This window comes from Enterococcus sp. AZ063 (assembly GCF_051715045.1).
Lineage (GTDB): Bacteria > Bacillota > Bacilli > Lactobacillales > Enterococcaceae > Enterococcus_D > Enterococcus_D casseliflavus.
Window position 1 is genome coordinate 3,576,216 of sequence record NZ_JBIOTA010000001.1, and the last position, 23,573, is coordinate 3,599,788.

At 40.7% G+C, this 23,573-nt stretch carries 22 protein-coding genes and 1 pseudogene; 9 read left to right on the forward strand and 14 right to left on the reverse strand.

Going from position 1 to position 23,573, the window contains the following annotated elements:
* Positions 1 to 324 precede the first annotated feature (324 nt).
* From IGK61_RS16855 to IGK61_RS16890, 8 genes and pseudogenes are all read right to left on the reverse strand, one after another.
* Positions 325 to 1,035, reverse strand: coding sequence for a B3/B4 domain-containing protein (locus IGK61_RS16855; RefSeq protein WP_010748921.1), 711 nt, complete (start codon positions 1,033 to 1,035; stop codon positions 325 to 327).
* A 186-nt stretch (positions 1,036 to 1,221) separates the two neighbouring features.
* Complete coding sequence (locus IGK61_RS16860; RefSeq protein ID WP_010748920.1) at positions 1,222 to 1,674, reverse strand: MarR family winged helix-turn-helix transcriptional regulator; 453 nt, start codon at positions 1,672 to 1,674, stop codon at positions 1,222 to 1,224.
* 265 nt (positions 1,675 to 1,939) lie between these two features.
* Positions 1,940 to 2,071: pseudogene (locus IGK61_RS16865) on the reverse strand (mobilization/cell filamentation-like protein); the annotation flags it as partial.
* A gap of 181 nt (positions 2,072 to 2,252) precedes the next feature.
* Positions 2,253 to 2,936 carry an ABC transporter ATP-binding protein gene (locus tag IGK61_RS16870; protein ID WP_010748918.1) on the reverse strand — a complete coding sequence of 228 codons (684 nt, stop codon included), beginning with the start codon at positions 2,934 to 2,936 and terminating at the stop codon, positions 2,253 to 2,255.
* Complete coding sequence (locus IGK61_RS16875) at positions 2,929 to 4,191, reverse strand: hypothetical protein (RefSeq protein ID WP_074536228.1); 1,263 nt, start codon at positions 4,189 to 4,191, stop codon at positions 2,929 to 2,931. The genes IGK61_RS16870 and IGK61_RS16875 overlap by 8 nt, the downstream gene beginning before the upstream one ends.
* A complete protein-coding gene (locus IGK61_RS16880) occupies positions 4,181 to 5,149 on the reverse strand; it encodes an ABC transporter permease (protein WP_010748916.1) in 969 nt (322 codons plus the stop codon). The genes IGK61_RS16875 and IGK61_RS16880 overlap by 11 nt, the downstream gene beginning before the upstream one ends.
* A 129-nt stretch (positions 5,150 to 5,278) precedes the next feature.
* Entirely contained in the window at positions 5,279 to 5,707 is a 429-nt protein-coding gene (locus tag IGK61_RS16885) for a hypothetical protein (RefSeq protein WP_074536230.1), read from the reverse strand.
* Between the two features lie 550 nt (positions 5,708 to 6,257).
* Positions 6,258 to 7,154, reverse strand: coding sequence for a LysR family transcriptional regulator (locus IGK61_RS16890; protein WP_074536231.1), 897 nt, complete (start codon positions 7,152 to 7,154; stop codon positions 6,258 to 6,260).
* Between the two features lie 116 nt (positions 7,155 to 7,270).
* Between IGK61_RS16890 and IGK61_RS16895 the strand changes: the two genes are divergently transcribed.
* Entirely contained in the window at positions 7,271 to 8,932 is a 1,662-nt protein-coding gene (locus IGK61_RS16895; protein WP_276526192.1) for a malolactic enzyme, read from the forward strand.
* A 13-nt stretch (positions 8,933 to 8,945) separates the two neighbouring features.
* Positions 8,946 to 10,226 carry a 2-hydroxycarboxylate transporter family protein gene (locus IGK61_RS16900; protein ID WP_005230514.1) on the forward strand — a complete coding sequence of 427 codons (1,281 nt, stop codon included), beginning with the start codon at positions 8,946 to 8,948 and terminating at the stop codon, positions 10,224 to 10,226.
* Between the two features lie 179 nt (positions 10,227 to 10,405).
* Here IGK61_RS16900 and IGK61_RS16905 read toward each other — a convergent pair whose 3' ends face one another.
* Positions 10,406 to 11,788, reverse strand: coding sequence for a lytic polysaccharide monooxygenase (locus IGK61_RS16905; protein WP_074536235.1), 1,383 nt, complete (start codon positions 11,786 to 11,788; stop codon positions 10,406 to 10,408).
* Positions 11,789 to 12,065: 277 nt separating this feature from the next.
* Positions 12,066 to 13,589: a flavocytochrome c gene (locus IGK61_RS16910; RefSeq protein ID WP_074536237.1), complete on the reverse strand. Its 1,524-nt coding sequence runs from the start codon at positions 13,587 to 13,589 to the stop codon at positions 12,066 to 12,068.
* A gap of 478 nt (positions 13,590 to 14,067) precedes the next feature.
* Here IGK61_RS16910 and IGK61_RS16915 point away from each other — a divergent pair, with 478 nt between their 5' ends.
* Positions 14,068 to 14,487, forward strand: a complete 420-nt coding sequence (locus IGK61_RS16915; RefSeq protein WP_008381850.1) for a phosphate-starvation-inducible PsiE family protein — start codon at positions 14,068 to 14,070, stop codon at positions 14,485 to 14,487.
* A gap of 15 nt (positions 14,488 to 14,502) precedes the next feature.
* On the opposite strand, the gene IGK61_RS16920 is transcribed toward IGK61_RS16915, so the two are convergent.
* Positions 14,503 to 16,308, reverse strand: coding sequence for an ATP-binding protein (locus tag IGK61_RS16920; protein ID WP_074536239.1), 1,806 nt, complete (start codon positions 16,306 to 16,308; stop codon positions 14,503 to 14,505).
* Positions 16,309 to 16,361: 53 nt separating this feature from the next.
* Here IGK61_RS16920 and IGK61_RS16925 point away from each other — a divergent pair, with 53 nt between their 5' ends.
* Positions 16,362 to 17,078 (forward strand): response regulator transcription factor, encoded by a 717-nt coding sequence (locus IGK61_RS16925; RefSeq protein WP_005230498.1) that lies wholly within the window; start codon positions 16,362 to 16,364, stop codon positions 17,076 to 17,078.
* Here the strand turns inward: IGK61_RS16925 and citG are convergent.
* The 3 genes from citG to IGK61_RS16940 form a co-directional block, all read right to left on the reverse strand.
* The gene (citG, locus tag IGK61_RS16930) at positions 17,055 to 17,918 is read right to left on the reverse strand and encodes a triphosphoribosyl-dephospho-CoA synthase CitG (protein ID WP_254777456.1); all 864 of its coding nucleotides are present in this window, start codon (positions 17,916 to 17,918) and stop codon (positions 17,055 to 17,057) included. The genes IGK61_RS16925 and citG overlap by 24 nt on opposite strands.
* The gene (locus IGK61_RS16935; protein WP_005230494.1) at positions 17,911 to 18,606 is read right to left on the reverse strand and encodes a GntR family transcriptional regulator; all 696 of its coding nucleotides are present in this window, start codon (positions 18,604 to 18,606) and stop codon (positions 17,911 to 17,913) included. Before IGK61_RS16935 ends, citG begins: the two co-directional genes overlap by 8 nt.
* 116 nt (positions 18,607 to 18,722) lie before the next feature.
* Positions 18,723 to 20,069: a CitMHS family transporter gene (locus IGK61_RS16940; protein ID WP_034872423.1), complete on the reverse strand. Its 1,347-nt coding sequence runs from the start codon at positions 20,067 to 20,069 to the stop codon at positions 18,723 to 18,725.
* Between the two features lie 431 nt (positions 20,070 to 20,500).
* On the opposite strand from IGK61_RS16940, the gene IGK61_RS16945 reads away from it, so the two are divergent.
* From IGK61_RS16945 to citC, 5 genes are read left to right on the forward strand one after another with little or no spacing between them, the layout of a single operon-like run.
* A complete protein-coding gene (locus IGK61_RS16945; RefSeq protein ID WP_240934922.1) occupies positions 20,501 to 20,839 on the forward strand; it encodes a hypothetical protein in 339 nt (112 codons plus the stop codon).
* 19 nt (positions 20,840 to 20,858) lie between these two features.
* Complete coding sequence (locus IGK61_RS16950; protein WP_074536244.1) at positions 20,859 to 21,272, forward strand: acetyl-CoA carboxylase biotin carboxyl carrier protein subunit; 414 nt, start codon at positions 20,859 to 20,861, stop codon at positions 21,270 to 21,272.
* Between the two features lie 23 nt (positions 21,273 to 21,295).
* The gene (locus IGK61_RS16955; RefSeq protein WP_005230469.1) at positions 21,296 to 22,411 is read left to right on the forward strand and encodes a sodium ion-translocating decarboxylase subunit beta; all 1,116 of its coding nucleotides are present in this window, start codon (positions 21,296 to 21,298) and stop codon (positions 22,409 to 22,411) included.
* Between the two features lie 24 nt (positions 22,412 to 22,435).
* Positions 22,436 to 22,561 (forward strand): OadG-related small transporter subunit, encoded by a 126-nt coding sequence (locus tag IGK61_RS16960; protein ID WP_008381833.1) that lies wholly within the window; start codon positions 22,436 to 22,438, stop codon positions 22,559 to 22,561.
* 12 nt (positions 22,562 to 22,573) lie between these two features.
* Entirely contained in the window at positions 22,574 to 23,569 is a 996-nt protein-coding gene (gene citC, locus IGK61_RS16965) for a [citrate (pro-3S)-lyase] ligase (protein ID WP_074536246.1), read from the forward strand.
* Positions 23,570 to 23,573: the final 4 nt, after the last annotated feature.

Genomic DNA, 23,573 nt, shown 5'->3' on the forward strand with positions numbered 1-23,573 from the left:
TCTTGAAAAAGAGAGTAGAATAGAGTGGCTTTTTAGCTATTTCTGGCGATTTGCCTGAAACATACTACCGAATCCTTCCTTACAACAATAGTTGCTGTGCATTATAGGAAACCTATTCTGATTACCTTCTAAATATTGTCCAATGAGACACAGTTAAATCAGAAATTAGAAACATGTGCAAATGACTAAAAGAGGGACAAAAACTTCTCAGTTTTGTCCCTCTCTCGTTTTTCAAGAAAATTTGATAATAGTAGATTTTCTCTCTATTAGAATTTTTCAAGCATTCAGTAAATCAATCTTATCCTATAGACAACAAGCTCATCCCTACAAAATGATTTCAGGACTTTCTTTACTTAGCACATAATCATCACCTGTTACGTTAAAATACTCTTGAATCAACAGACTTAATTCTTTGATTGCTTCATTCGCCCGAGCCCGTTGCGTTTCATTGATCGACTCAATGAATAAAACAGCATGGGTGGTCTCTTCTGTTAGCATCGTACGTTGGGCTTCCCGCCAATTCAAGCATCGGCAAATCGCACCTTTCTCATCATAATAAATGACTTCATTTGCCAAGGCTGGGGAGTCAATTTCTGCACCTAAAGGGAAAAAGGATTCGCCGCCTTTTGCAACGCCTAAATGAAGGTCGCCAACGATTGTATCGAGATCTTCTCCACCTAAAGGGACACCATATTTCAAGGAAATACTATTATAGATATCTACTAGGGGATTGATGGGAGAAAATTCTCTGTCTTGATTCACCCGTTTCAACAGTGCTTCGATGGAAGAGCGTACCCCTTTTTTCGTTTTAAATTGCTGAAAAGCACTTCGCCATTCTTGGATCACCTGATTTTCACTGAAGGTATCGGTCGTTAAGTAGCGCTTTGCTTGTTCTTTACTACTTTTTAGCAAGTCAGTAAAAAACGTTTCTTGTGCAGCATCGGCAACATTGTTTATATTTTTTACAACAAGGCAGTTGATTTGTGCTTCTGGAAACAGCGCCCAAAATTCTTGATCGATCATTATTTTCTTCACTTTCTCTACACTCCTACTAAGTTTATTTGAACAACTTCCTGTCCTTTATTTTTCAGGCTCTTTGTTTTTTCAGCAGACATCCTCGTTATATCCTTTTTAACAAAATATCAGCTACCTGTGCTTCCTTTCCTAGGTAACATGAATGTACATTCAATCAGAGCCAATCTCCCTAGCGGCGCTATTCGTTCAATAGTCTCTTTTGATCCCATTCTTGACGTTGACCCAATCAACTTCTACCGAAGATTTTATTTTTGCCAGCATTTCCGCAAGATTTTTTCTTTCTAAAGCAGATAACTGTTGAATCGCTACTTTATTTGAATAGTTATTTTCTCTTATGATTAATTGAACCGCCTGTTTTCCTTTGATGGTTGTGTATAAGTGTTTGATTTTTTTATTTTCTTTGTCTGACTCTTTTAGAATGAACCCATTTTCCTCTAACTTTTTTACTGCCCTGGACAAAGTCGTGCGATCAACTTTGATGAGTTCGGCTAATCGTTCAGGAATAATTCCTTCATTTTCAAATATACGAACTAAGTAAATGTATTGTCCTTTACTGAGTTGAACCTCTTTAAATTCAATATTAGCAATGGATTCCAACATTCTACTGATCGAACCTATCTCACGAAGTATATCCTCCACGAACTATCCCCTCCCTATCTAGCACTATAATAGCTCATTATTGTTGCATATGCAACAATAATGAGCTTGGTTTACTTTTTTACTCACTCTTAGAAAATGGGTGCATGGCATAAGCTTGTTGTTTCTGTTCTCAAAAAAAGCAGGAGAATACCGAGAAAAACTTCTCTGTACTCTCCTTTTACAATCATTCCAAGTAGAAATACTATCCGAATTTCTCCTAATTTCAAAATCAAATTCATAAAGACTGATTGCTTAGTACAACAGGGAATGAACCTACTTCGCTTTCATTTATTTTCCCAGAATCATATAATTCCTTCGCTTTTTGTTTGCTGAGTTTTTCTTCAGCCTTGTCTAACGTAGCTTGATTGGTTAAACCCAAATTGTTATCTAAAATCATGCAAAATCCCCTTAACTTTATGAAATAAATTTATGGAACGATCTCAAGCCTATTATACCGAGAGTTTACCCGCGTATCAAAAACTAAAAAGTTTCTGACCCCTTCCATTATGAATTAAATCAATTTCAAAATTCGCTGGTAATATCTCTTGCTACGGCTGATAGTAGAATTCAAAATTATTTTAGATATTTCTAAAGTCTTGAAAATTCTCTAGTTTTCTATCTTTTAACATGTATAGCTCATCGCAAATATTTGCTACGGAAGCGTCATGTGTCACCATTACAAAGCTCGTATTATTCCATTCAATTCTTTGAAAAATATCTAATACCATTAATTCTGTCTCTGAATCTAGTGAACCAGTTGGTTCATCTGCCAAAATAAGTTTTGGATCAGTAATCAGTGCTCGAGCAATTCCTACTCTTTGTTTTTCACCGCCAGATAAATAGCTAGGGTTCTCAGATAGTAAGTGTGAAATATCTAAGCGCTTTGACATAACATGAACTTTTTTCTCCACATTTTTTTTCTCCACACCTAAATATTTTAGTGGTAAAGCAATATTTTCAAAAACATTCTTACTTTCAATCATCGGATTATCTTGAAATATAAATCCAATATTCCTTAAACGATTGAAGCTTCGCTCATTCGCATTCATACTGCTTAAATTCTTTCCATCAAAAATGATAGCTCCTGTTTCTGCTTTAATCAATCCCGCAATTAGTTTTAACAATGTTGTTTTGCCACTGCCGCTTTTTCCCATGATTGCGACTTTTTGGCCTTCATTTAAAGTTAAGTTAAGATTTTCAAAAAGTTCTTTTTTATTCCGACCATCTTTTATTTGAAGTGCAACGTTTTGAATACTAATCATTTGTAATTCTCCATTTCTTAAGAATTATGGTTACTGAGAGATAAAATAATAAAAATAGTAATAACGCCAGGCATAGTAATGATATCAGAAAGCTACTGGTAACTACCCCTAAGTAATTGGTTATAATCACACTGATAATTACAACACTAGATAAAAGTAATATTTTTTCTCCAAGGAAGTACTGGCGAATTTCTTTTTTTGTAGCACCTAAAAACAAATGTAAATGGTAAACCTTTTTATCACGAAACATTTCTAAGTAAGAAAATACTATCGTTACCGCTATTAATACAACAATTGAAAAATAAGCAACTAGTTTTAGTAACCTATTGTTTTTAGTGATCGTATATAGAATAGAAGATAGATGAAATCCTGATTCTCCTATCAAATCAATTGTACCAACTTGGTAAGGCTGAGAAAGTTCATTCACGAATTTATACATTTGTTCTTGCGATAAAGAATCAGGCACCTGATAGTATCCATTAATTCCGTTTAAAAAATGTTTTTGAAAAAATGAAAAATCTTCTTTATTTAGTTGTTGGGGAGCCTTTTCGATGAAAGGAAGAATAATACGATCATCTAATACATAATCATCATACTCATTAAAAACAATTCTTTCCCCTTTTTCAACAAAACCGATTACTTTAGCTTCGAAATTCTTAAATAAATAAGAAATTTGAATTTTGTCTCCAACAGAAAAGTATTCTGAATAATTGTCTCCTAATATCACCGAAATTTTATTGTCATTGTATTGATAATCCTCTTGTGAGAACAAATTTCCTTGTGATAACCTAAGTTTAAAACGTTGAAGCACCTTATTGTTTATTTGCAGTGATTTATATGGAATTTCATCACTACTCATATTATCAATAACATTAACAATATGTTCATAGTTATCAATAAACTGAGTATCCAAATTGTTTTCCTCTAAATAGTTTATACCTTGGCTTCCAATCACTTGGTATTCTCCTATTGTGCTTCCCAATAATTCGTTATACATAGACGAGAGGTAATTTACACTCTGAAGATTTTTTAAAAAGTTCTCTTCGTCTTCTCCAATTAGATTATCAACTAACTTGAACGTTTTAGTATCTCCAGTGGAGATCCTTTTCTCTTCATTACTATTTTCTTGTGACATAACATTAGAAACTGAAAGTGTTAGAAATGAAAACAACAAAAACAAACTGTAGAAAAATAACAAATGTTTTTTTCGTTTAACAGATTCAAAAATCTCTGACAGATAATTACTAAATTTCATCAAGCTTCCTCCAATTTCTCAAGAAAAGAAGAATAAATAGGGTAGCTGCACTACATATGATAAGAAACTGAGAAGATATATAATTAGTTGTAAATGAATGTATCGAATCATAAATATATTTTTTAAAAGGAAAATATAGAATAGTTAAAACTAGAACACTCTCAACCAACCATACAGCTAATAACTGTTTTATCTCTTCTATAAGAACCGTATTTCTAGATATCCCTATAATTTTTTTTAAATAATTTGTAGATTGAGATAAAGTAAGATAGAAAAATATACAAATTCCTACCCCTAACAAGCAGAGTATTTGAAAAGAATAGCGCAACAAATTATTATTGCCTTCTGTATTTTTCGCATTATATATTTTGGTATCATCGGAATACGTAATGGCGGAAATATCATTGATCAAATGTTTTTTTACTTTTTCCATCGCTGATTCATTTGAGTTAATTTGATAAACACCTTGAGTTTGAGTTCCTTCCAGTGAATCAATGTTAATTAAAGCCGTTTTGTTTAAATTTTTTGAATAGGATCCGTCTAATACGCCAATGACTTCGTAATTTTTTCCTTCAATATTTACATTGTTTTTATTTTTAGAAGCCAATTCTTTTCCGACAATCGCTCTGTTCTTCCCATCATAGAAATCTTCTTTAACAAAGTTTCTCCCCTCAGAAAGTGGAAGATACCAGTCGTAGTTAGTATAGATTGCTTTATAGTAAAAATTACTTTCTAAATTTTTTACAACAAGCATTTTCTTTTGATCACCTAGCAAATTTCCCCATGTTTCGGAAGATAGATTATTATTAACAATAAGACGTACTGACTCTTTAGACGTAAAATTATTGGAAACAAAGTCTAAATTACTTTGATAAAAAAAATAAAAAAAGGAAAAAGCATTTATGAGTGTTGCAATCAGAAAAATTAGATTTGTTACGAAAAAAAGTGTTCTTTTCAAAAAATTCCCTCTTTTCTCTTTCCTAATGTTAGCATAACCTTTGGCGCTTATTGAATTAATCGGCCTAAATAAATATACCCAACTTCAAGAGTTGGGTATCCTAATTCGAACATTAGATTTTTTTAGCAATCAGCTTCCCCAGTAAGTATAAGTTACTAGATCTCGAACCCCTGTTGCTTCAGCATATGAATAAGCTTGCCCGTATTTTCTTCCCGAATCTACACGTACATCTTTAAGTATAGGGGCTTTTAGCTGCACACGAGAATAGTGGTAAACATTACGCCAGTAAGTCTCAGCCCATCCAGTTTTTTGTCGGGTAGTAACATTCTTGTTCCCACTATTATGATAGAAATCTTTTGCTCTTGCTGAAATTAAAGAGTTTGCATTTGTTGGTTTGTTTCCAAACTCCCCTTCTCCTTCTATCCAGCCACCAGAAAACTCAGACGTAGCTTCTGACGCTACAGCGGAATTGGGTTGATACGCAATAATACCTAATGATACAACACCAACTAAAAATAATCCTTTGATACTTTTTTTAGCAACACTAATCATTTCCATTATTTCCTCCTTGCACATTATATTTTATTCATTATTTCATAATAAAACGATATCATATAAAAACATTAAAAGTCAATAACAAAATACAAATAAGTTTATTCAATAAATTTATAAAACACACTATTTATGAAACGATTCGGTTTAAAAATAGCATTATATATAAATTCAGCTAAATTCTATAGTTTCTTTCAGTGCTTAACTTTATGATATGTCTAACAGCTGAAATTATGGTATCTTGAGCAAAAATTGTTTTCAGGGTTTCTATTTTTTTATCTGTCGTATTTGTAGACAAGACGATCATTTTTTCTAAAAAAGAAAAATTCCTTCTGTTTGCAATAGAAGGAATAAAGTAGTATTAGATTTCTTACCAAACTCTGTAACTCCATGTATAATAATAAGTGTCAAACCAAAGTCCTCTTTTGATACTGGTAGTAGTTCTCCCTGATTCTGAAACACCATTAGTGAACCAAATACTTCTCCAAGTTAGGACGGTTACCCCTCCCCAAACGTCCATTTTTTCTCTGCCCTTACATCAAGAAATCCCCATTCCTCACCCTTCCTCCTCCCAAGACAGCTCATCCAAGATCCTAATCAACTTCTGGACTTCTTGATTCAACATCGCACTCTTTAAATAGGCATATTGAATATAAAAGATTTCCTTATCTTCAGGGACCAATGGTATTTTCACTAAGCCTTCCATTTCTTGAAACACGGGAAATTCCGTCATCAAGGTAATGCCGATATTGGAACTGACCAGCTGGCCAATCGTCTGGACGTCTGAAAAATAAAAGGGGACTTCTGGCTTCTTCTTTGATTTCTCACTTAAATTCTGAAAGGCCCGCATATGGGTATAGCCTTTTTCCAATAGGATAAAGGGATATTCGGCAGCTTCTTCGAATGAGATTTCCTTTTTTTCTGCCAATGGGTTTTCTTTTGACACAAAGATAAAAAACTCTTGTTGATGCAGCAACTTCACCTGCAGATTCGGGTGGACGAGGGGATTGACACTGCCCAGCAAGCTAAAATCGATTTTTCCTGATAATAGTTTCGAAAGCAATTCATTGGATCCCCCAGATACTAAGTGGAAATTCGAAATAAAGCGGATGATCTCTTTTTCATCTAAGAGTTTTGAAAAGACTTTGGAACGAATGATTGGCGGCAAACCGATGTGGGTCCGATTGTTTTTAGCATGGTCGATGGCTCGGTCCAAGGTCACAAATTCATCTAAGATATATTGCGCATGAGCCTTCAAAATTTCCCCCTCTGTCGTCAATGAGATGGAGCGATGAGAGGCTTCTCGAGCGATCAAATCACAGCCATAATGCTCTTCCAAGCGTTTGATAGCGTAGCTGACGGTTGGTTGACTGACAGCAAATTTATGCGCCACTTGCGTAAAAGAAAGCATCTCTGCCAAAGCGTTAAAGTATTCTAAATCTCGTATGTTCATCGTCTGATTTCTCCCTTAGCCGATTCAAGCTCGCATCGGTTTTGTTATAAATAATTTTTATTATACCACCGATAGTTGACTATAATTCTGTCCGAGGATTAAAGTAGCTAATGGAAATGAACGAGTACTCAAAATATATCCATTGGAGGAACATAATGAAAGCACATGACATTTTAAATAACCCATTTTTAAACAAAGGAACCGCGTTTACGCAAGAAGAACGAAAAGAACTAGGGTTGATCGGTTTATTGCCCCCTCACGTGCAAACGATCGAAGAACAAGCAGAACAAGCCTATTTGCAATATGTCACCAAAGAATCCGACATTGAAAAACGTCACTTTTTAATGGAGATCTTTAATACCAATCGGACATTGTTCTACTATTTGTTCAACCAACATATCGTTGAATTCAATCCGATCGTCTACGATCCAACGATTGCTGATACCATTGAAAATTACAGCCGCCTATTCGTTGATCCTCAATATGCAGCATACTTAGATATCAATCATCCAGAAAACATCGAAGAAACGTTGAAAAACGCCGCTGGCGATCGGGACATTCGCTTGATCGTAGCCACAGATGCTGAAGGAATTCTTGGGATTGGTGACTGGGGTGTCCAAGGTGTCGATATTTCTGTCGGTAAATTGATGATTTATACAGCAGCTGCTGGGATCGACCCTGCTTCTGTTTTACCAATCGTGATCGATGCTGGGACCAACCGTAAAGAATTGTTAGAGGATCATTTGTATCTAGGCAATCGTCAAGAACGTGTCTACGGTGATGCTTACTACCAATTCATCGATCAATTTGTTCAAACGGCAGAATCATTGTTCCCTAAACTTTACTTGCATTGGGAAGACTTTGGCCGTTCAAATGCTGCAACGATTTTGGACAAATACAAACAATCGATTCCAACTTTCAATGATGATATCCAAGGAACGGGAATCGTTGTACTGGGCGGTATCTTCGGCGCATTAGATATTACAGGTGAAAAATTAACGGATCAAGTCTACTTATGTTATGGCGGTGGTTCCGCTGGTGCTGGGATTGCCAGTCGAGTCCATGCCGAAATGGTCAGCGAAGGTCTTTCAGAAGAAGAAGCCTACAATCATTTCTTTATGGTTGACAAACAAGGGCTTTTGTTCGATGATATGTCCGATTTGACTCCTGCACAAAAACCATTTGCCAAAAAACGGGCTGACTTTGCCAATGTTGGCGATATGACGCAATTGATCAATGTCATTAAAGTCGCAAAACCAACGATTTTGGTCGGTACTTCAACCAATGCCGGTGCCTTTACCAAAGAAGTTGTGGAAGCGATGTGTGAAAACACAGCTCGTCCAGTGATTTTCCCTATCTCTAATCCAACCAAAAAATTAGAAGCAACGGCTGAACAAGTAATCGAATGGTCTGATGGAAAAGCCTTTGTGGCAACCGGTGTCCCTTCAGGAACGATCCAATACAAAGGAGTCGACTACCAAATCGGTCAAGCAAACAACGCCTTGATCTATCCTGGTCTAGGGTTAGGTATGTTGGCTTCAGAAGCCTCTCTCTTGACCGACGAAATGATTGGTGCCGCTGCTCACTCATTAAGTGGTTTGGTTGATTTGAGCCAACCCGGTGCACCTGTTCTCCCACCATTTGAATACGTTGCGGACGTTTCTATCAAAGTGGCTGAAGCAGTTGCCAATAAAGCCAAAGAACAAGGACTAGCCCAAGCGCAAGAAACCGATATGGCAAAAGCTGTCCAAAATCTTAAATGGTATCCAACATACTAGGAAGGTCTGAAAAATGAATAAATTAAAAACGATGACGATTTCGGGAATTAGTCTTCCCTTGTATCTCTTTTTCATGGTTGTCATATTCAGTGCGATTGCCTTAGACAAGTTGCCATTAAATATGGTTGGGATCACCATTTTACTGGTTGCCTTAGGACACCTGCTGTATTTCATTGGGGAAAAACTCCCGATCATGAATTCTTATCTTGGCGGCGGGTCAGTTTTTACCCTGCTTGGTGCCACCCTTTTAGCCTCCTTCCATCTCGTACCCACGAAAGTCATTGACGCGGTCAGTGACTTCATGGGGGGCGGTTTTGGCTTTCTTGATTTCTATATTGCCGCTTTGATTTGCGGCTCGATTTTAGGGATGAACCGTAATTTGTTGGTGAAAGCTTCTACGAAATTCATTCCCGTTGCTTTGATCACTATGGTAGTAGGCTTTTTCTCCGTCGGCCTTGTCGGTATGCTGCTAGGCAATGGCTTTGCTGATTCGGTGATGTATGTATCTCTACCAATGATGTCTGGCGGGATGGGAGCGGGAATCACCCCACTTTCACAAATTTATGCCGATGGCTTGGCAAACGGCAATCAAGCTGCCATCTTTTCTCAATTAGCGCCAGCAGTTACTTTCGGGAATATTCTTGCCATTATTGGTGCTTTATTTATCGCCAAAGCTTTTGCTAAAACCAAATACAATGGCCATGGCACCTTGATTAATGCCACGAAAGAAGAATTAGAAAAACCAAAAATTACGCTTGATGCCCAACAAATCGGGGTCGGGATGCTCTTTTCCTTCTCACTGTTGGTCGTTGGTGCGATTTTAAGTGACTTTTTCCCTAAAATTCACGAGTATGCCTTTATGATCGTGATTGTCTTTATTCTGAAAGCCTTGAACATTGTCCCTAAGAAACTTGAAGATTCTGTGGTGATGTTCAACAATGTTGTGATGACGAATTTGACCCATGCGGTCTTGGCGGGGATTGGTTTGGCATTGATTGATCTGTCAACATTGGCATCTGCCTTTACTTGGCAATTTGTCGTGCTTTGCCTAACCAGTGTCGTATCTATGGGGGCTGCCAGCTGGTTCTTCGGGATGGTATTGGGGATGTACCCCGTTGAAACCGCAATTGGCGCCGGTATGATCAACAACTCCATGGGGGGAACAGGCAATATCGCTGTATTGTCTGCCTCTGATAGAATGGAAATGATTGCTTTTGCCCAAATGGCCAACCGTTTATGTGGTGCGATCGTGCTGATTTTAGGTGGGATCTTGATCCGTTTCTTCTATTCTTGATCTAAAACAAAAAAACAGGTGCTGCTGTGCATGACGCATAGCAGCACTTTTTTGCATTTATCAAACGAATTCGGCCAATTGGTTGCACGAATCAAACAAAGGTCCAATCATTTCCTCATAAAAGAGTCAAAAAGAGCAGTGCCTCCGCACTGCTCTTGCTTTACTGATTCATTCAAGGGTTACAGCTTCTTAAACAAGGTTGGTGCTTGATCAGGAGACCATGTTGTGTCCCCGTAATTTGAGTGGGTGTTGATCACGACATAGTTGCTGCCTTTATGGCTCACGTTTTCACCGCTTGTATACACTTCTGGTGAAGAGAAAGTACCTAGTTTCCACACACGGTATTCTGACTCCCCGCCTCCAGGTGTTTCCGTTTCTTCTTTGGTATTGGTTTTCACGCTCAGCTGGTTACTAAAGGCGGATTGTTCGCCCGTTTTGCTGATTGCTTTGATTTGGTAATTGTAGGTTGTATCCGCTGCTAGATTCGTGTCTTCATAGGTTGTTCCTGTGGCTGTAGCGATTTTGACGCCATTGCGGTAAACATCATATCCAGCGATCCCATTTGTATGAGTGGATGCTTGCCACATTAAGGACACGCTGCTGTCTGTCACACTCATTTGGTGTAGGTTTCCTGGTGTCGAAGGGGTTTCGACTTGATTGTCTGCTGAGGTAGTCACTTTCACTGCAGCACTTTTTTCTGAAACTAACGCCGTAAAGCCGACTGCTTCTACTTGATAGCTATAGGTCGTGTTGGCTTTTAATTGCGTGTCGGTAAAGGTTGGCTCAGTAGTCGTTGCCACTAAGGCACCATCACGATACACGTTGTATTCTTTCGCATCGGTTTGACCGTTCCATGCTAAAGCCACCGTGCTGCTAGTCACTCGTTCTGATCGGACATTTGCCGGTGCTGCTGGTTTTTCAGGAATGACTGTTGAACCAGAAACGTTAACGTCGATCACGTTATAAAAGGCATTTGGCGTATCGGCAACATCCCAGACCGCTAAAATGACATGGTAACCGAGACGATTTTCTGGAATGGTAATGGTATGGCTTGGGCTATTGCTGGCAGCCGATCCATCGTGATTCACAGTAGCGATCAATTCCAAGCTATCTCTTGAAAGTGGCGCGTTTTGATCCCATCCTGGTTTCGTGATATAGTAATGCCATTTTGTGGTCTTGTGAGGCGCTGTATAATGCCAGTTGACCCGCAATGGTCCTTGATTGATGTCTTGTTTGGTCCAACGATTGGTTCCTTGTTCATCAAGAACAAAGTCCCCGATTTGTCCGAGTCCACCATCTGCCGAAGCGATGCGACCATCTACTGGTCCTGCTTCTGGAAAGCCTTTTTTGGTTTCCAATGATTGTGGGTTTGAAATGACATTGCCATATTTTTCAAACGCAGCGCTCCACCCTAACGTATTGCGATCCAAAGACCCTTGATAGCCCCGACTGATCGGTGATTCCACATAACCATGAGCAAATACTTGTTTCCCCGTGAAGAACAAGGTCCCTCCAAGTAAGATTGCCACCCCGACCGACCATTTTACCAATGCGTTTTTCATACTCTGCCTCCTAAAATTTTTTATCATCGAATAAACCAAACTTATCAGTTTATTCCTTGATTCCGATTCAGTGAAAAGCAAACCCTCTATTTAAAAATAGTTTATTTATATATGTATGATAAACGACTAAATCATTATAAGATTATAATGACTAGTTTTCCGTCCTTTCAGTGAGAAATACAAAAAAACTTGAAACGATTCTCCTCCTAATCGCTTAAGAGGATTCGTTCCAAGTTTCTTTCTTTATATACGGTCTTTTTTAGGAAAAAACAGCCGCTTATTTCCCGTTTTCTTTCACATAGTCAGAGGATTGCGCGCCTGCTTGGCGACCAAAGACCATAATGTCGGCTACAGCATTGCCGCCGATTCGATTTTGTCCGTGGATACCGCCGGTCACTTCACCTGCTGCATACAAGCCAGTGATTGGTGTGCCATCTTCTTTCAATACTTGGGTCTTCGTATTGATTTTGACGCCGCCCATTGTGTGGTGGATCCCAGGTGCGATTTGAATCGTATAGAATGGCCCTTCCGTCAGATCATAGTCCATCGCCGTTTCACGACCGAAATCTTTGTCGGCTTTGTCTGCCACTGCTTGGTTCCATGTATCTAAGGTTTTCTTCAAGGTTGCTGGATCGACATCGATTTTTTCAGCTAAGGCTTCGATGGTGTCGGCTTCTACCACTACACCTTGTTCTTTGTAGTAATCGACTTGTTTGGCTCTGCCTGCTAACGCATTGTCAAAAATCAAGTAGGCATAGCTTTCTGGCAGATCTGTGATAGCAGCAGAAACATTGTCGCGGGTTTCTAATTCATTGTAGAAACGTTCTCCTTGTTGGTTCACCAAAATGGCGCCTTCTCCACGAACGGTTTCACTGATCAACATACCTGTATCTTGAACCACTGTTGGATGGACTTGGATTTGATCCATATCAACCGTTGCGCCGCCTAATTCTTCGATCATCTTGATGCCATCGCCTGTACTTCCTTCAGAAGTCGTGCTGACATAGCCTTTCAGATCTGGACGATATTTTTCGATCAGTTCTTTGTTGGAGCCAAAACCACCAGTAGTAACAACCACTGCATCACCAGCGATTTCTTTTTCTTCGCCATTGATTTTCACGTTGACGCCAGTGACTTTGCCGTCTGTTTCATTGATTTTTGTCACATCAGCATTTACAAATAAAGGAATTTCTTGCTCATGAATGTTTCTCAACAGGCCATCCACCAAATACGTACCGACTGCTGAACCGTCGTGAGGACGATGGATCCGTTTTACACTGGCACCGCCGCTGTAACTGATATTGTCTAAAGTGATCCCCATTGAATCCAACCAATCAATCGCTGAAGCAGAGTTGTCTACTAAATAATGCAGCAATTCTTGATCGTTGGTTCCTTTACCACCTTTAAGGGTATCTTCAAAAAATTGTTCATTCGAATCTTCAATGCCTTGGGCTTCTTGGAATTTGGTTTCTGATGCGTTCATTCCGCCAGAAGATTTCAAGGTATTTCCGCCTGCGATCGGCATTTTTTCTAAAATGACTGGATTCATTCCAGCATCTTTAGCCGACAAGGCTGCTGCCATCCCTGCACCGCCAGCACCAACGATGACGATATCATATTGATCTTTTAACTCTGCTGGATCGGTATACTCTTGTTGGGAAGCACCTGAAGTGACTTCACTTTCTGAAGAAGAGCTTGCCGCACTGCTGCTGGCTTTTGTACCGCCATCGGCACCACATGCACTAAGCAACAATAATGAGGCTGCCCCAATCACCCATTTTGACCATCCACTTTTTTTCATTTGTTTCCCTCCGTTTTTCTTGCTCTTTTCTCCTCACTGATCCCCGTCATATATGATAAGAAAAGAAGCATTTTTCTTGCGAACCCTGCTTAACTTGTTACTTTATTAACAATGGTAAACATCTTGCGATCGGACTATTTTTCTATTCGATAGCGATAAAAACATTGTTTAAGCAACGTTTCAACAGAGTTCTATTTTATTTAACCATTGTAACAAAAAAAGAAACTAAGTGTCTCGTAATAATTTGTGTATATTTTAACTATCCATTCTCATCTTTTTCTAATTTTATTGGAAAAAGATACTATATTTTCCTCGCTACTTTCTTCTATTCAAAGCTGCCACAAAGGTCCCGCTCATAGAATGACCGTTAAGTTCGCGGTCAAAAAGATATTGCCGCGATTGTTCTTTCACTGTTCTTTTCTCTTTGTCCTGCGCCTTCTTTTGTATAATAAAAGAAAAAGCAGAAATGGAGTGGCAAATGGAAAAATTGACCCGGATGTTCGAGCGAGTGATCAGTATCTGTATTGATAGCATGTTAGCGATCTTAGTCGTTGTCGTCTTGATTTTTATGGGAAAAGCGATTTTTATGATCAGCACGACGCTCTTTCCTTTAAGTGAAGCGCCCCACCTGTCCTTTTTGATTGAAGAAATTGCCACGTTATTCATTTTGTTAGAAATCATTTTGATGTTGCTGCGGTATATGAAGGACGGACACCATATTCCCGTCCGTTACTTGATTTTGATCAGTATTACTGCGATTTTGCGCGAGCTATTGTTGACGCAAGGCATGGCGAACGATGCCCTATTTTTTGCTCTAGCGATTTTTGTCTTGGTACTGGTCTTGCTAGTCCTGCAAAAAATCAATGCCTTCCAGCATGCCCAAGAAAAAGACCACTGAAACTAGCCCGTCGGATCAGTTGAGTTCAGTGGCTTTTTCGGGATCAGTTAGAGGAATACCAATATAAAAGGTGGTTCCTTTAGGCGTACTTGTAACATCGATCAACCAGTCGTTTTTTTCCACGATCGAAGAGACAGTAAAGAGTCCTAGACCAGTACCGCCAGTGGCACTCTTGGTCGTGAAGAAGCGGGTAAAGATTTTTTCTTGGATCGCTTCTGGTATGCCGGGACCGTTGTCGACGATTTCGATCAAAGCAAACTCCTGTTGTGCGGAGAAAGCTTGCTTACGAAACGGAAAGGTGGCGCTTTCTGTCGAAGTGCGACTCAATCGAATGCTGCAATCGGCATTTGCTTGGTACACATTCATCAACAAATTGTAAATAATGACTTGCAGATCGATCTTCTCGTAGACGGCATATCCTACTTCTTGGATATCATACGTAAGGGAAAAGGCTTTTGGCAACAGTGCGCGCATAGTATCGATGGCTTCTGTCAAGGTAGTAGTGATCGACTGCACAGTTTTATCGGCACTTTCGAGTTTCGAAAAACGTAGCACATTGCTGGATAACTCTTTGCCTTTTTCCGCCGCTTTGCAGACTTCTTGCAAGTCCTCCACTAAGACTTCATCGTGTTGGTTTTCCTCGATCAGCAATTGCAGATGACCAATCATTGGCGTCAAAAAGTTGTTAAGGTCATGGACGATTGAGGTCGTTAGCAAGCCAATGGTTTCCAGTTTTGATTCTTGCAAAATGTTTTTTTCGATTTCGTGCTTTTCTTTTAACAGCCGTTGTCGTTCTTTCAATGCTTGGTTTTCGACATAGGCTTGATTGCGTTTCATGTAGTTTTTGATCAGGACGGTCAATAAAATCATAATGACAAACAACAAACCCAGTAGGCCGATCAAAATCAAGTTGTCTTGTAAGAAGAGACCGCTTTGCTCCAAAAAATCGGCATTGCTAGCGACGATCAGCCGACTGTCGCCGATGGTGATCCATTGATAAGCAGCCAATTTCAGCACTTTTTGCAGTGTTTCTTCGTTCCACCAATAAGAATAATAGACGGAGGTGCCTTCTTCATTGTCGATTTGTTCTTGCTCCAAGCGCTCAAGATCGGTGAAATCCAGCTCTGGAAATTCTTTTTTGCGGCTCTCAACGATGGAAAAACCAATTTGTTCGTCCGATGGGTGCATAACGATCCGCATATCGGCGTTTTTGACCATCGTATAGCCGGAAACATTGCGATCGGTGGTAAATTCATGATGATACATGCGCTGCAGATTCAAAGGCATCACAAGAACCGCTTCTTTGTCGTCAAGGGTTAAGGACTGATACACATTTAAATAGGCCTGCTTGCCATCAAAATAGACTTGCCCATTTTGTACTTGTCGTCCTGCCAATACTTTGTCTAAGGATGGGTCTTTGAATAACAATTCTTGCACCGGCGGGTCTTCTGGTTTATTGACCGCCGTTACGGTATTTTGGGCGATGACCTGCCCCGTTTGGTCGATCAAAAACAATCCGACCATGGCATTGTTCGCGGAATTGATTACTGGTAACGTTAAGGGGCGCTGCAAATCAGCCAAGGCGGCGCCTTCGAGGTGGTCATCGGCATAATTGGTAAGAGCCATGTGGTACGATTCGATACTGCGACTAATCAGCTTGATCGCCGCTTGGTTGACCGTTTCCAACTGCCGCAACCCGACAGTTTCAGCTTGTCTTTGTGCGCTTTTATAACTTGTAAAGGTAAAAATAAGTCCAATCAATGTAATGAATAAGGTAGCGACCACACTTAAATACAGCCAAAACTTTGATGGCGGTTTCATTGTAAACCCCTTTCATATTTACTATAATACTATTGATACAGGAGGCGGATATTTTGCGAGATGAAAAAATTTTAATCGTTGATGATGACCCTGCCATTCGGCGGCTGATTTGGAAATCTTTACAGTCGACGGGTATTTTGATCTATCAGACCGATTCCGTTGAAAAAACGATTGCGATCAACTCTCGTGTCAGCTTTGATCTTTTTTTACTGGATATCAGTTTAGAGCATGAAAATGACGGCTATCATTTGGCACAACTGATTCGGGAAGAAAACCCCACGGTGCCGATCGTTTTTTTAAGCGGAAAAAGTGACGAAAAAGACATGATCAACGGCTATGAGATTGGCGCCGATCATTACATTACGAAGCCTTTTTCACCGGCACTCTTAAAAGCACAAATCGTTTCGATTCTTGATCGCCGCAACGTGCTGCGAGAAAAAGGGATCGCCAAACCGGAAGGCGATCTGTGCAGCGGCATGTTTCGTTTTGACCAAAAACGCTATCAGTTTTTCAAAAATGATCAGCCCATCAAGTTGTCTTCAAAAGAAATCATGCTGATGCGCTTTTTCATGGAAAATCCAGATCAAGTGTTCTCGAAAGAACAGATTTACAGCAATGTCTGGCAAGATGGCCAATTCGATGCCAATACCGTGATGGTTTTTATCAATCATCTGCGAAACAAAATTGAAGATGAGCCGAAGCACGCCCGCTTTTTAAAAACCGTTTGGGGGATCGGCTATACCTTTTTACCAGAAGGAGACGCCTTCTAGCTGCAAGAAATAAAGGGCCAAGGCTAAAAGATCCGCCGAGCCGCCGGGACTCAAATGGCGTGCGATCAATACTTGATCATAGATCGTTAATTCACGAAGCAAGTCTGTATCCGACAGATTGGCTTGGTGAATTTTTTGCATCTCCTGCTGCACGGTCTTCATCGCCTCGTAGCCGCCTCGGTGGACGAGGTTGCTGTCTTCGGTTTCACTCATTAGATAGACTAACCCGCGCAACAAGGAAACGGAGGTTTTTTGCGGTTGCTGCCGTAAGTACTCCAGCAGTTTTTTGACCGTTGGATACCCAGCAGCAGCTTCTCCACGAATCCCCATCGTGCCGTAGGTCAAATAATTTTTTTCTCCGTAAGACAATTGGTCTTTGTGGGTGATTTGCTGCAAGTCTTGCTTGACCAAATGCTGGCAGATATCAGCGGCAAGCTGCAGGATCTGATTGGTATCTTCAGCCGTCAGCTCCGCCTTGCCATTTTGTTGATAATAGACTCCTGTCGCCCCCAACAAAACTGCAAAGGAAAAATTTGCCCCTTTGTGGGTATTGATGCCTTTGGTTGCCTGAAACATCGCTTCTTCTGCTTCTTGACCGATGCCTCGTAACTGGTCAAATAGCTGGATCAGCGAGCCTGTATGGGCAAAGCCCGCTTGGCTATAGCGCTGAAAAAACGGCGCCAAACAAGTGCTACTGTTGATAAAGGTAAACACATTCATGTCCTGATGTGCACCAGATGAGCAAGGATCTACTAAACCAGGCTTGGGTGCTAACGCTACCTCATAAAGCAGCGCATTGACTGCATAGCTGCTGGCGGTAAAAAGACGGGAATCAGTCAATTTTTCTTCGCTCCATTTCAGCAAGAATAAATTGCAGGGAGTGATCCAAATGTTCATGGGTCAACAACGTGATCTGTTCCGTGTCATTGGTTCTCATGCCGCGATAAATCAGCCAATGTTCCGCCAATGCCGCATCCCTTCTTCTAGAAGAGCGAATCGCAATGTCACGAAAATACACGAGGTACGCTTGCAGATCTAGCACGATACTTTTTAACCGCAGCATTTGACTTTTTTCGTAAATAAACGCATTGAAGTCCGAAAAGTTTTTCAAGACCCCATCCACATCATCCTCACGATTCAGCTGTTCGCCATGTTCTAACAAGCAGCGCATCTCCTGGAAATCTTCCTCAGTCATCAAGTCCATCGCTTTGATAGTCGCCAACGTATCCAATGATTTACGGATATCGTAAATCTCATAAGCATCTTTAATACTGATCCCTTTTACGACGATGCCGATTTTTGGCACATGCTCCACCAGTTTTTCAGCCACGAGCTGAGTCATGGCGTAACGAATCGGAGTTCGGCTGATATTTAGCGTATCGGAAAATTCTTTCTCATTGATGCGAGAGCCTGCGGGAATATCTCCTAAAATGATGGTTTTTTTGAATGCTTCATAGATCAAATCTTTTAATGGTTTATTTTTGGTCAGATCCAGATTTTTATTTACTGCATCAATAATTGGATTCATGATTTACTCCTATCATACTAAAAACAAATGAGATTTTTGGGAAAAAATAAGTTTATCGATAAACAAGGAAAACTACCGAGCAAAATGGCAGCCTGCTCGATAGTTTCTGTATGAAATTACTGTGGAATATAAAACGGCATGTGACCTAATAGCACGATCGTAACGACGAAGATCACGAAAATCCCCAGTGCGTATTTCGCAGCTTCTTTTTGCCATTGCCCCATATCTAAGCCCGTCAAGCGCAACAGCAAGTAGATGAAGGCAACCAATGGACTTAGCAAGTGGAACGCTTGGCCCATTAAAGAGGCTAAGGCCATCTGCATATTGGTAAAACCATACGAACGACCTGCTTCTGCTAAGACTGGCAGGACCCCAAAGTAAAATCCGTCATTGGAAATAAAGAAGGTCCCAGGTGCAGAAATCAGGGCAATGACTAAGCCCCAGAAACCAGCCAATTGTTTAGGGATGATTTGCGTGAAGCTATTCGCCAAAGCCGTTGCCATCCCTGAGCCTTGGAACAAGCCCATGAAGACGCCTGCTGCAAAAACTAAAATTACGACTTGCACGGCGTCACCACCGTTGGCACCGATCCGTGACGACTGGTCTTTCAAGATTGGGTAGTTGACCATCAATGCGATACACGTACCTACTAGGAATAACAAGATTGGCGGTAAAGCGATACTAGAAATAAAGGAGCTTGCTACTAACCAGCCAATCAAGACGATCGTTAAGATACCGTTGAAGACAAAGTTTTTCGGACGGCGGATCGCTAATGTATCAGGATCAGTCACAGTTGTCATTTCTAAAATCTCATCATTCGTCAGCTCGGTAACTCCTAAACGTTTCCGTTCTTGGATCCCCATTCTGCGAGCTACGAAGAAAATCACATATAACAGAGACAAAATCATTCCTGGCAACAAATAAGAAAGAATATCCGCATCGACTTCCAGCACGGCCATTGCCCGAGCAGTTGGTCCGCCCCATGGCAACAAGTTCATGATGGTATTTTGCAAAATGATCAAGACACCAAGGTTCATCATTTTCATATTCAACTTCTTATAGATGGGAATAAACGCAGAACAGCAGATCAAGGTAGTGGTCGTTCCATCACCGTTCAAAGAGACTGCAGCGGCAACGACTGCCGTTGCCATCAAGACTTTCATGGGATCGCCTTTAGCAAAATAAATCATTTTTTTCGTGATTGGATCAAACAATCCCGCATCCAACATAATGGAAAAGTACAAAATCGCAAACAGCAACATGATCCCTGTGTTGGCTGTGGTGGAGATTCCCTCAAGGACAAAATCACCGATATTGCCTTTTTCTGAAACACCAGCAACCATCGCAACGAGGGTAAATAGTAATGGGATAATTACTAAGGATGTAAAGGGTGACATTTTTTTCTTCATGATGACGAACATGAAGACAATAATCATAGCATAGGATAAAATCGTTAAGAACATTTTCTTCTTCCTTTCATGCATCGAAATGTGTAAGCGTTATCAAAAAACATTTTAAAAAAATTACAGGCCCGTAATTTGTTAGCGACAAGCGTCACTAGTTTGTGAATCTTTTTCTTTTCTTAAAGGAAATAATGTTATTGAATGCTTTACACGTCTAAGAATAAACAATCAAGAAATAGAAAAAAAGACCCGTTTAAAAAAAGAACAGCAAAAAAACAATTTCTCTTTTCAAATCTTATTTTTCGTTTAAAAAGTTCTTAACAGAATATTAACGCAAGGAAAACATTGATAAATCAACGTTTATCGATGTTTTTTGCTCTTTTTTAAAAAAAGGAACACTGAAAAAACAATTTTTAGCCGAAATAAATCTCGCTGATTGAACGGGAGTTTCTATAATGAAAGGGAACGAATCATTGAGAAAGGAGAAACCCATGAATCTTATTAAAAGATTGTTCAAAAAAACGCATGATGAACCTGATGCGCCTGTCAGCTCCCCTTTGAAGCCACAGGAAATGATAACGGATCCACCCGCGTCTGATTGGCAAGAAGTGTCAAGCTATCAGCCAGCGCCTGCAGAAGATTATCCATTAGTCAGTCTGATAGCCGCCGCACTAGGGGCTGAATGTTACCCTGAAAGTCAGTTTGTCATTCGAAGAATTGAGAAACGCAATCCTGAATTTAAGCGAGTCGCCCTGATTGCTGCCAGTATTGCCGCAGGAGAGCTGCCTGATTCTCAGTTCACAATCAAAAAAATAGCCAAAAAAAAATGAAAACAAGTGAGGGAAAAACATGTTACGTAAATTTAAAATAGCGATCGATGGGCAAGAATACCTTGTCGAAATGGAAGAAATCGGTGCGCCGCAACCTACCGCTCCTGCCCCAGCAGTGCCAACACCGGCTCCTGCAGCGGTACCTGCTCAACCAGAGGCAGTCAGCACACCAGAACAAGAAGTAGCACCGCAGCCAGCGCCAGCTACGCTTCCTGCTGATGGCGAGCCGATTCATTCTCCGATGCCGGGAACGATTTTACGTCTCTTGGTCAATGTAGGTGATACTGTACAAGAAAATCAGTCGTTGATGATTTTAGAAGCCATGAAGATGGAAAATGAGATCGTGGCACCAAAAGCAGGAACCGTGGTTGCGATTGCAGTCAATGCGGGCGACATGGTCAACCCAGGAGAACTGCTGATTACGATCGGCTAATTTATTGAAAAGGAAGTGACGTAGTGGAAACGTTAATTGAAGGTGTAGTCGGGTTAGGATCGGAGCCGGGACGGATCGTTATGATGTTCATCGGTGGTCTATTAATGTATTTGGGGATCAAGAAAGAATATGAACCGACCTTATTAGTACCCATGGGATTGGGCACGTTGTTAGTGAACTTCCCGAACTCAGGTGTGTTAAGTGCTGGCGGAGAAGCTGGCCCGTTCCAAGTATTATTTGATATGGGGATCTCAACTGAATTGTTCCCCTTGCTTTTGTTTATCGGGATTGGCGCCATGATCGATTTTGGTCCCTTGCTGCAAAATCCATTTCTTTTGTTGTTTGGCGCTGCTGCGCAATTCGGGATCTTCTTTACGATCATCGTTGCCGTGTTGCTTGGTTTTGATTTAAACGACGCAGCTTCCATCGGGATCATCGGCGCTGCTGACGGTCCGACTTCGATTTTTGTCGCAAATACGCTGAACTCGAAATATATGGGTGCGATCATGGTAGCAGCTTACTCTTACATGGCGCTAGTACCGATCATTCAACCGGTTGCCATCAAAGCAGTGACGACCAAGCATGAACGAAAAATTCGTATGTCGTATCGTGCCGGCGAAGTTTCGCAAACGGCCAAAATTTTGTTCCCGATCGTGATCTCGATCGTAGCAGGGTTGATTGCGCCTGTTTCATTGCCATTGGTCGGATTTTTGATGTTCGGGAATCTCTTGCGGGAATGTGGTGTCTTGGATCGTTTGTCCATCACTGCTCAAAACGAACTAGTGAATATCATTAGTATCCTCCTAGGTTTATCAATTTCTGTGAAAATGCAATATGAAGAATTCTTACAAGTCGATACATTGATGGTTATTGGTTTAGGGCTGGTTGCCTTCATTATGGACTCCGTCGGCGGCGTGTTGTTTGCGAAAGTGCTGAACTTGTTCCGTAAAGAAAAAATCAATCCAATGATCGGTGCCGCTGGTATCTCTGCGTTTCCAATGTCTAGTCGGGTCATCCAAAAAATGGCGACAGATGAAGATCCGCAAAACTTTATTTTGATGCATGCAGCCGGTGCCAACGTTTCAGGACAGATTGCTTCGGTCATCGCCGGTGGCTTACTGCTGGCACTGATTGCTTAGGTCACTAGAAAGGAGAGGAAAACTATGAGTCAAGATTTACTGACTTCATTTGAATTGTTGTTATTCGGTTGGGGCGGCGTCTTTGTCGTGATCCTGATCATCTACTTCGCATCCTTGCTTTTGTCGAAGCTCTTCCCAGTAAAAAAATAAAGAAGGCATTGTATGTATACCCTAAAAAGAATCTGGCTGCAAAAAGATCCAGAAGTCTTTTTGCAATGGCAAAAATTGATCACCCTTGCTGGCTTAGCCGTCGGTGAAGAAGTAGCCTATACCGTTGGCATTTTTGACCAGCAAACCTTGATTGCTACTGCTTCTTGCTATGCCAATATCATCAAGTATGTGGTGGTCTGTGAAAAAAGACGCTCCGAACAGCTGTTGACGCAATTGATTTCACACCTTAGCGATCATATCAAAGACGAAGGCTTCACCAAGTCCTTCGTCTATACAGCACCGAAAAACCGCCTGTTTTTTGAATCCCTCGGGTTTCGTGAAGTGCTGGCAGCACAAGACATCTTGTTCATGGAACAAGGCGTTCCTTCTTTTGAAAGCTATGCCCAACAGCTGCAACGGCAGCGAATTGGACAAAACAACGGCGCGATCGTCATGAACGCTAATCCTTTTACTAAAGGACATTTGTACTTAGTCGAAACGGCTGCGAGTCAAAAAGAACAGGTTTATGTGTTCGTTTTATCAGAAGACCGCTCGCAATTTTCTGCCAGCGAACGGCTGCAGATGGTGACGGATGGTGTGGCTCATCTGCCAAATGTAACGGTGCTGACGACCAACAACTATCTCGTCTCTTCGGCGGTCTTTCCCAGTTATTTCTTGAAAGAGCAAGCACCTGAGGCGATCGCCAAAAAACAAGCCGCCTTTGATGCAACCCTCTTCAAAGAAAAAATTGCCCCGCTGTTGGCGATCACTACGCGTTTTGTAGGCTCAGAGCCTTACTCGCCCGTGACCCAACTCTACAACGAGGCAATGGCTGCCGTTTTTTCACCCGAGCTTGAACTGATCGTGATCGACCGTCTGAAGATCAACCAATCAACCGTTTCGGCTACAAACGTTCGGAAAGCGATTGCAGAAAAAGATTTACTTTCTTTGCAGCAATTTTTACCAGAAACAACGTTCTCATTTTTAATGCAGCATAACTATATTTAGAGGT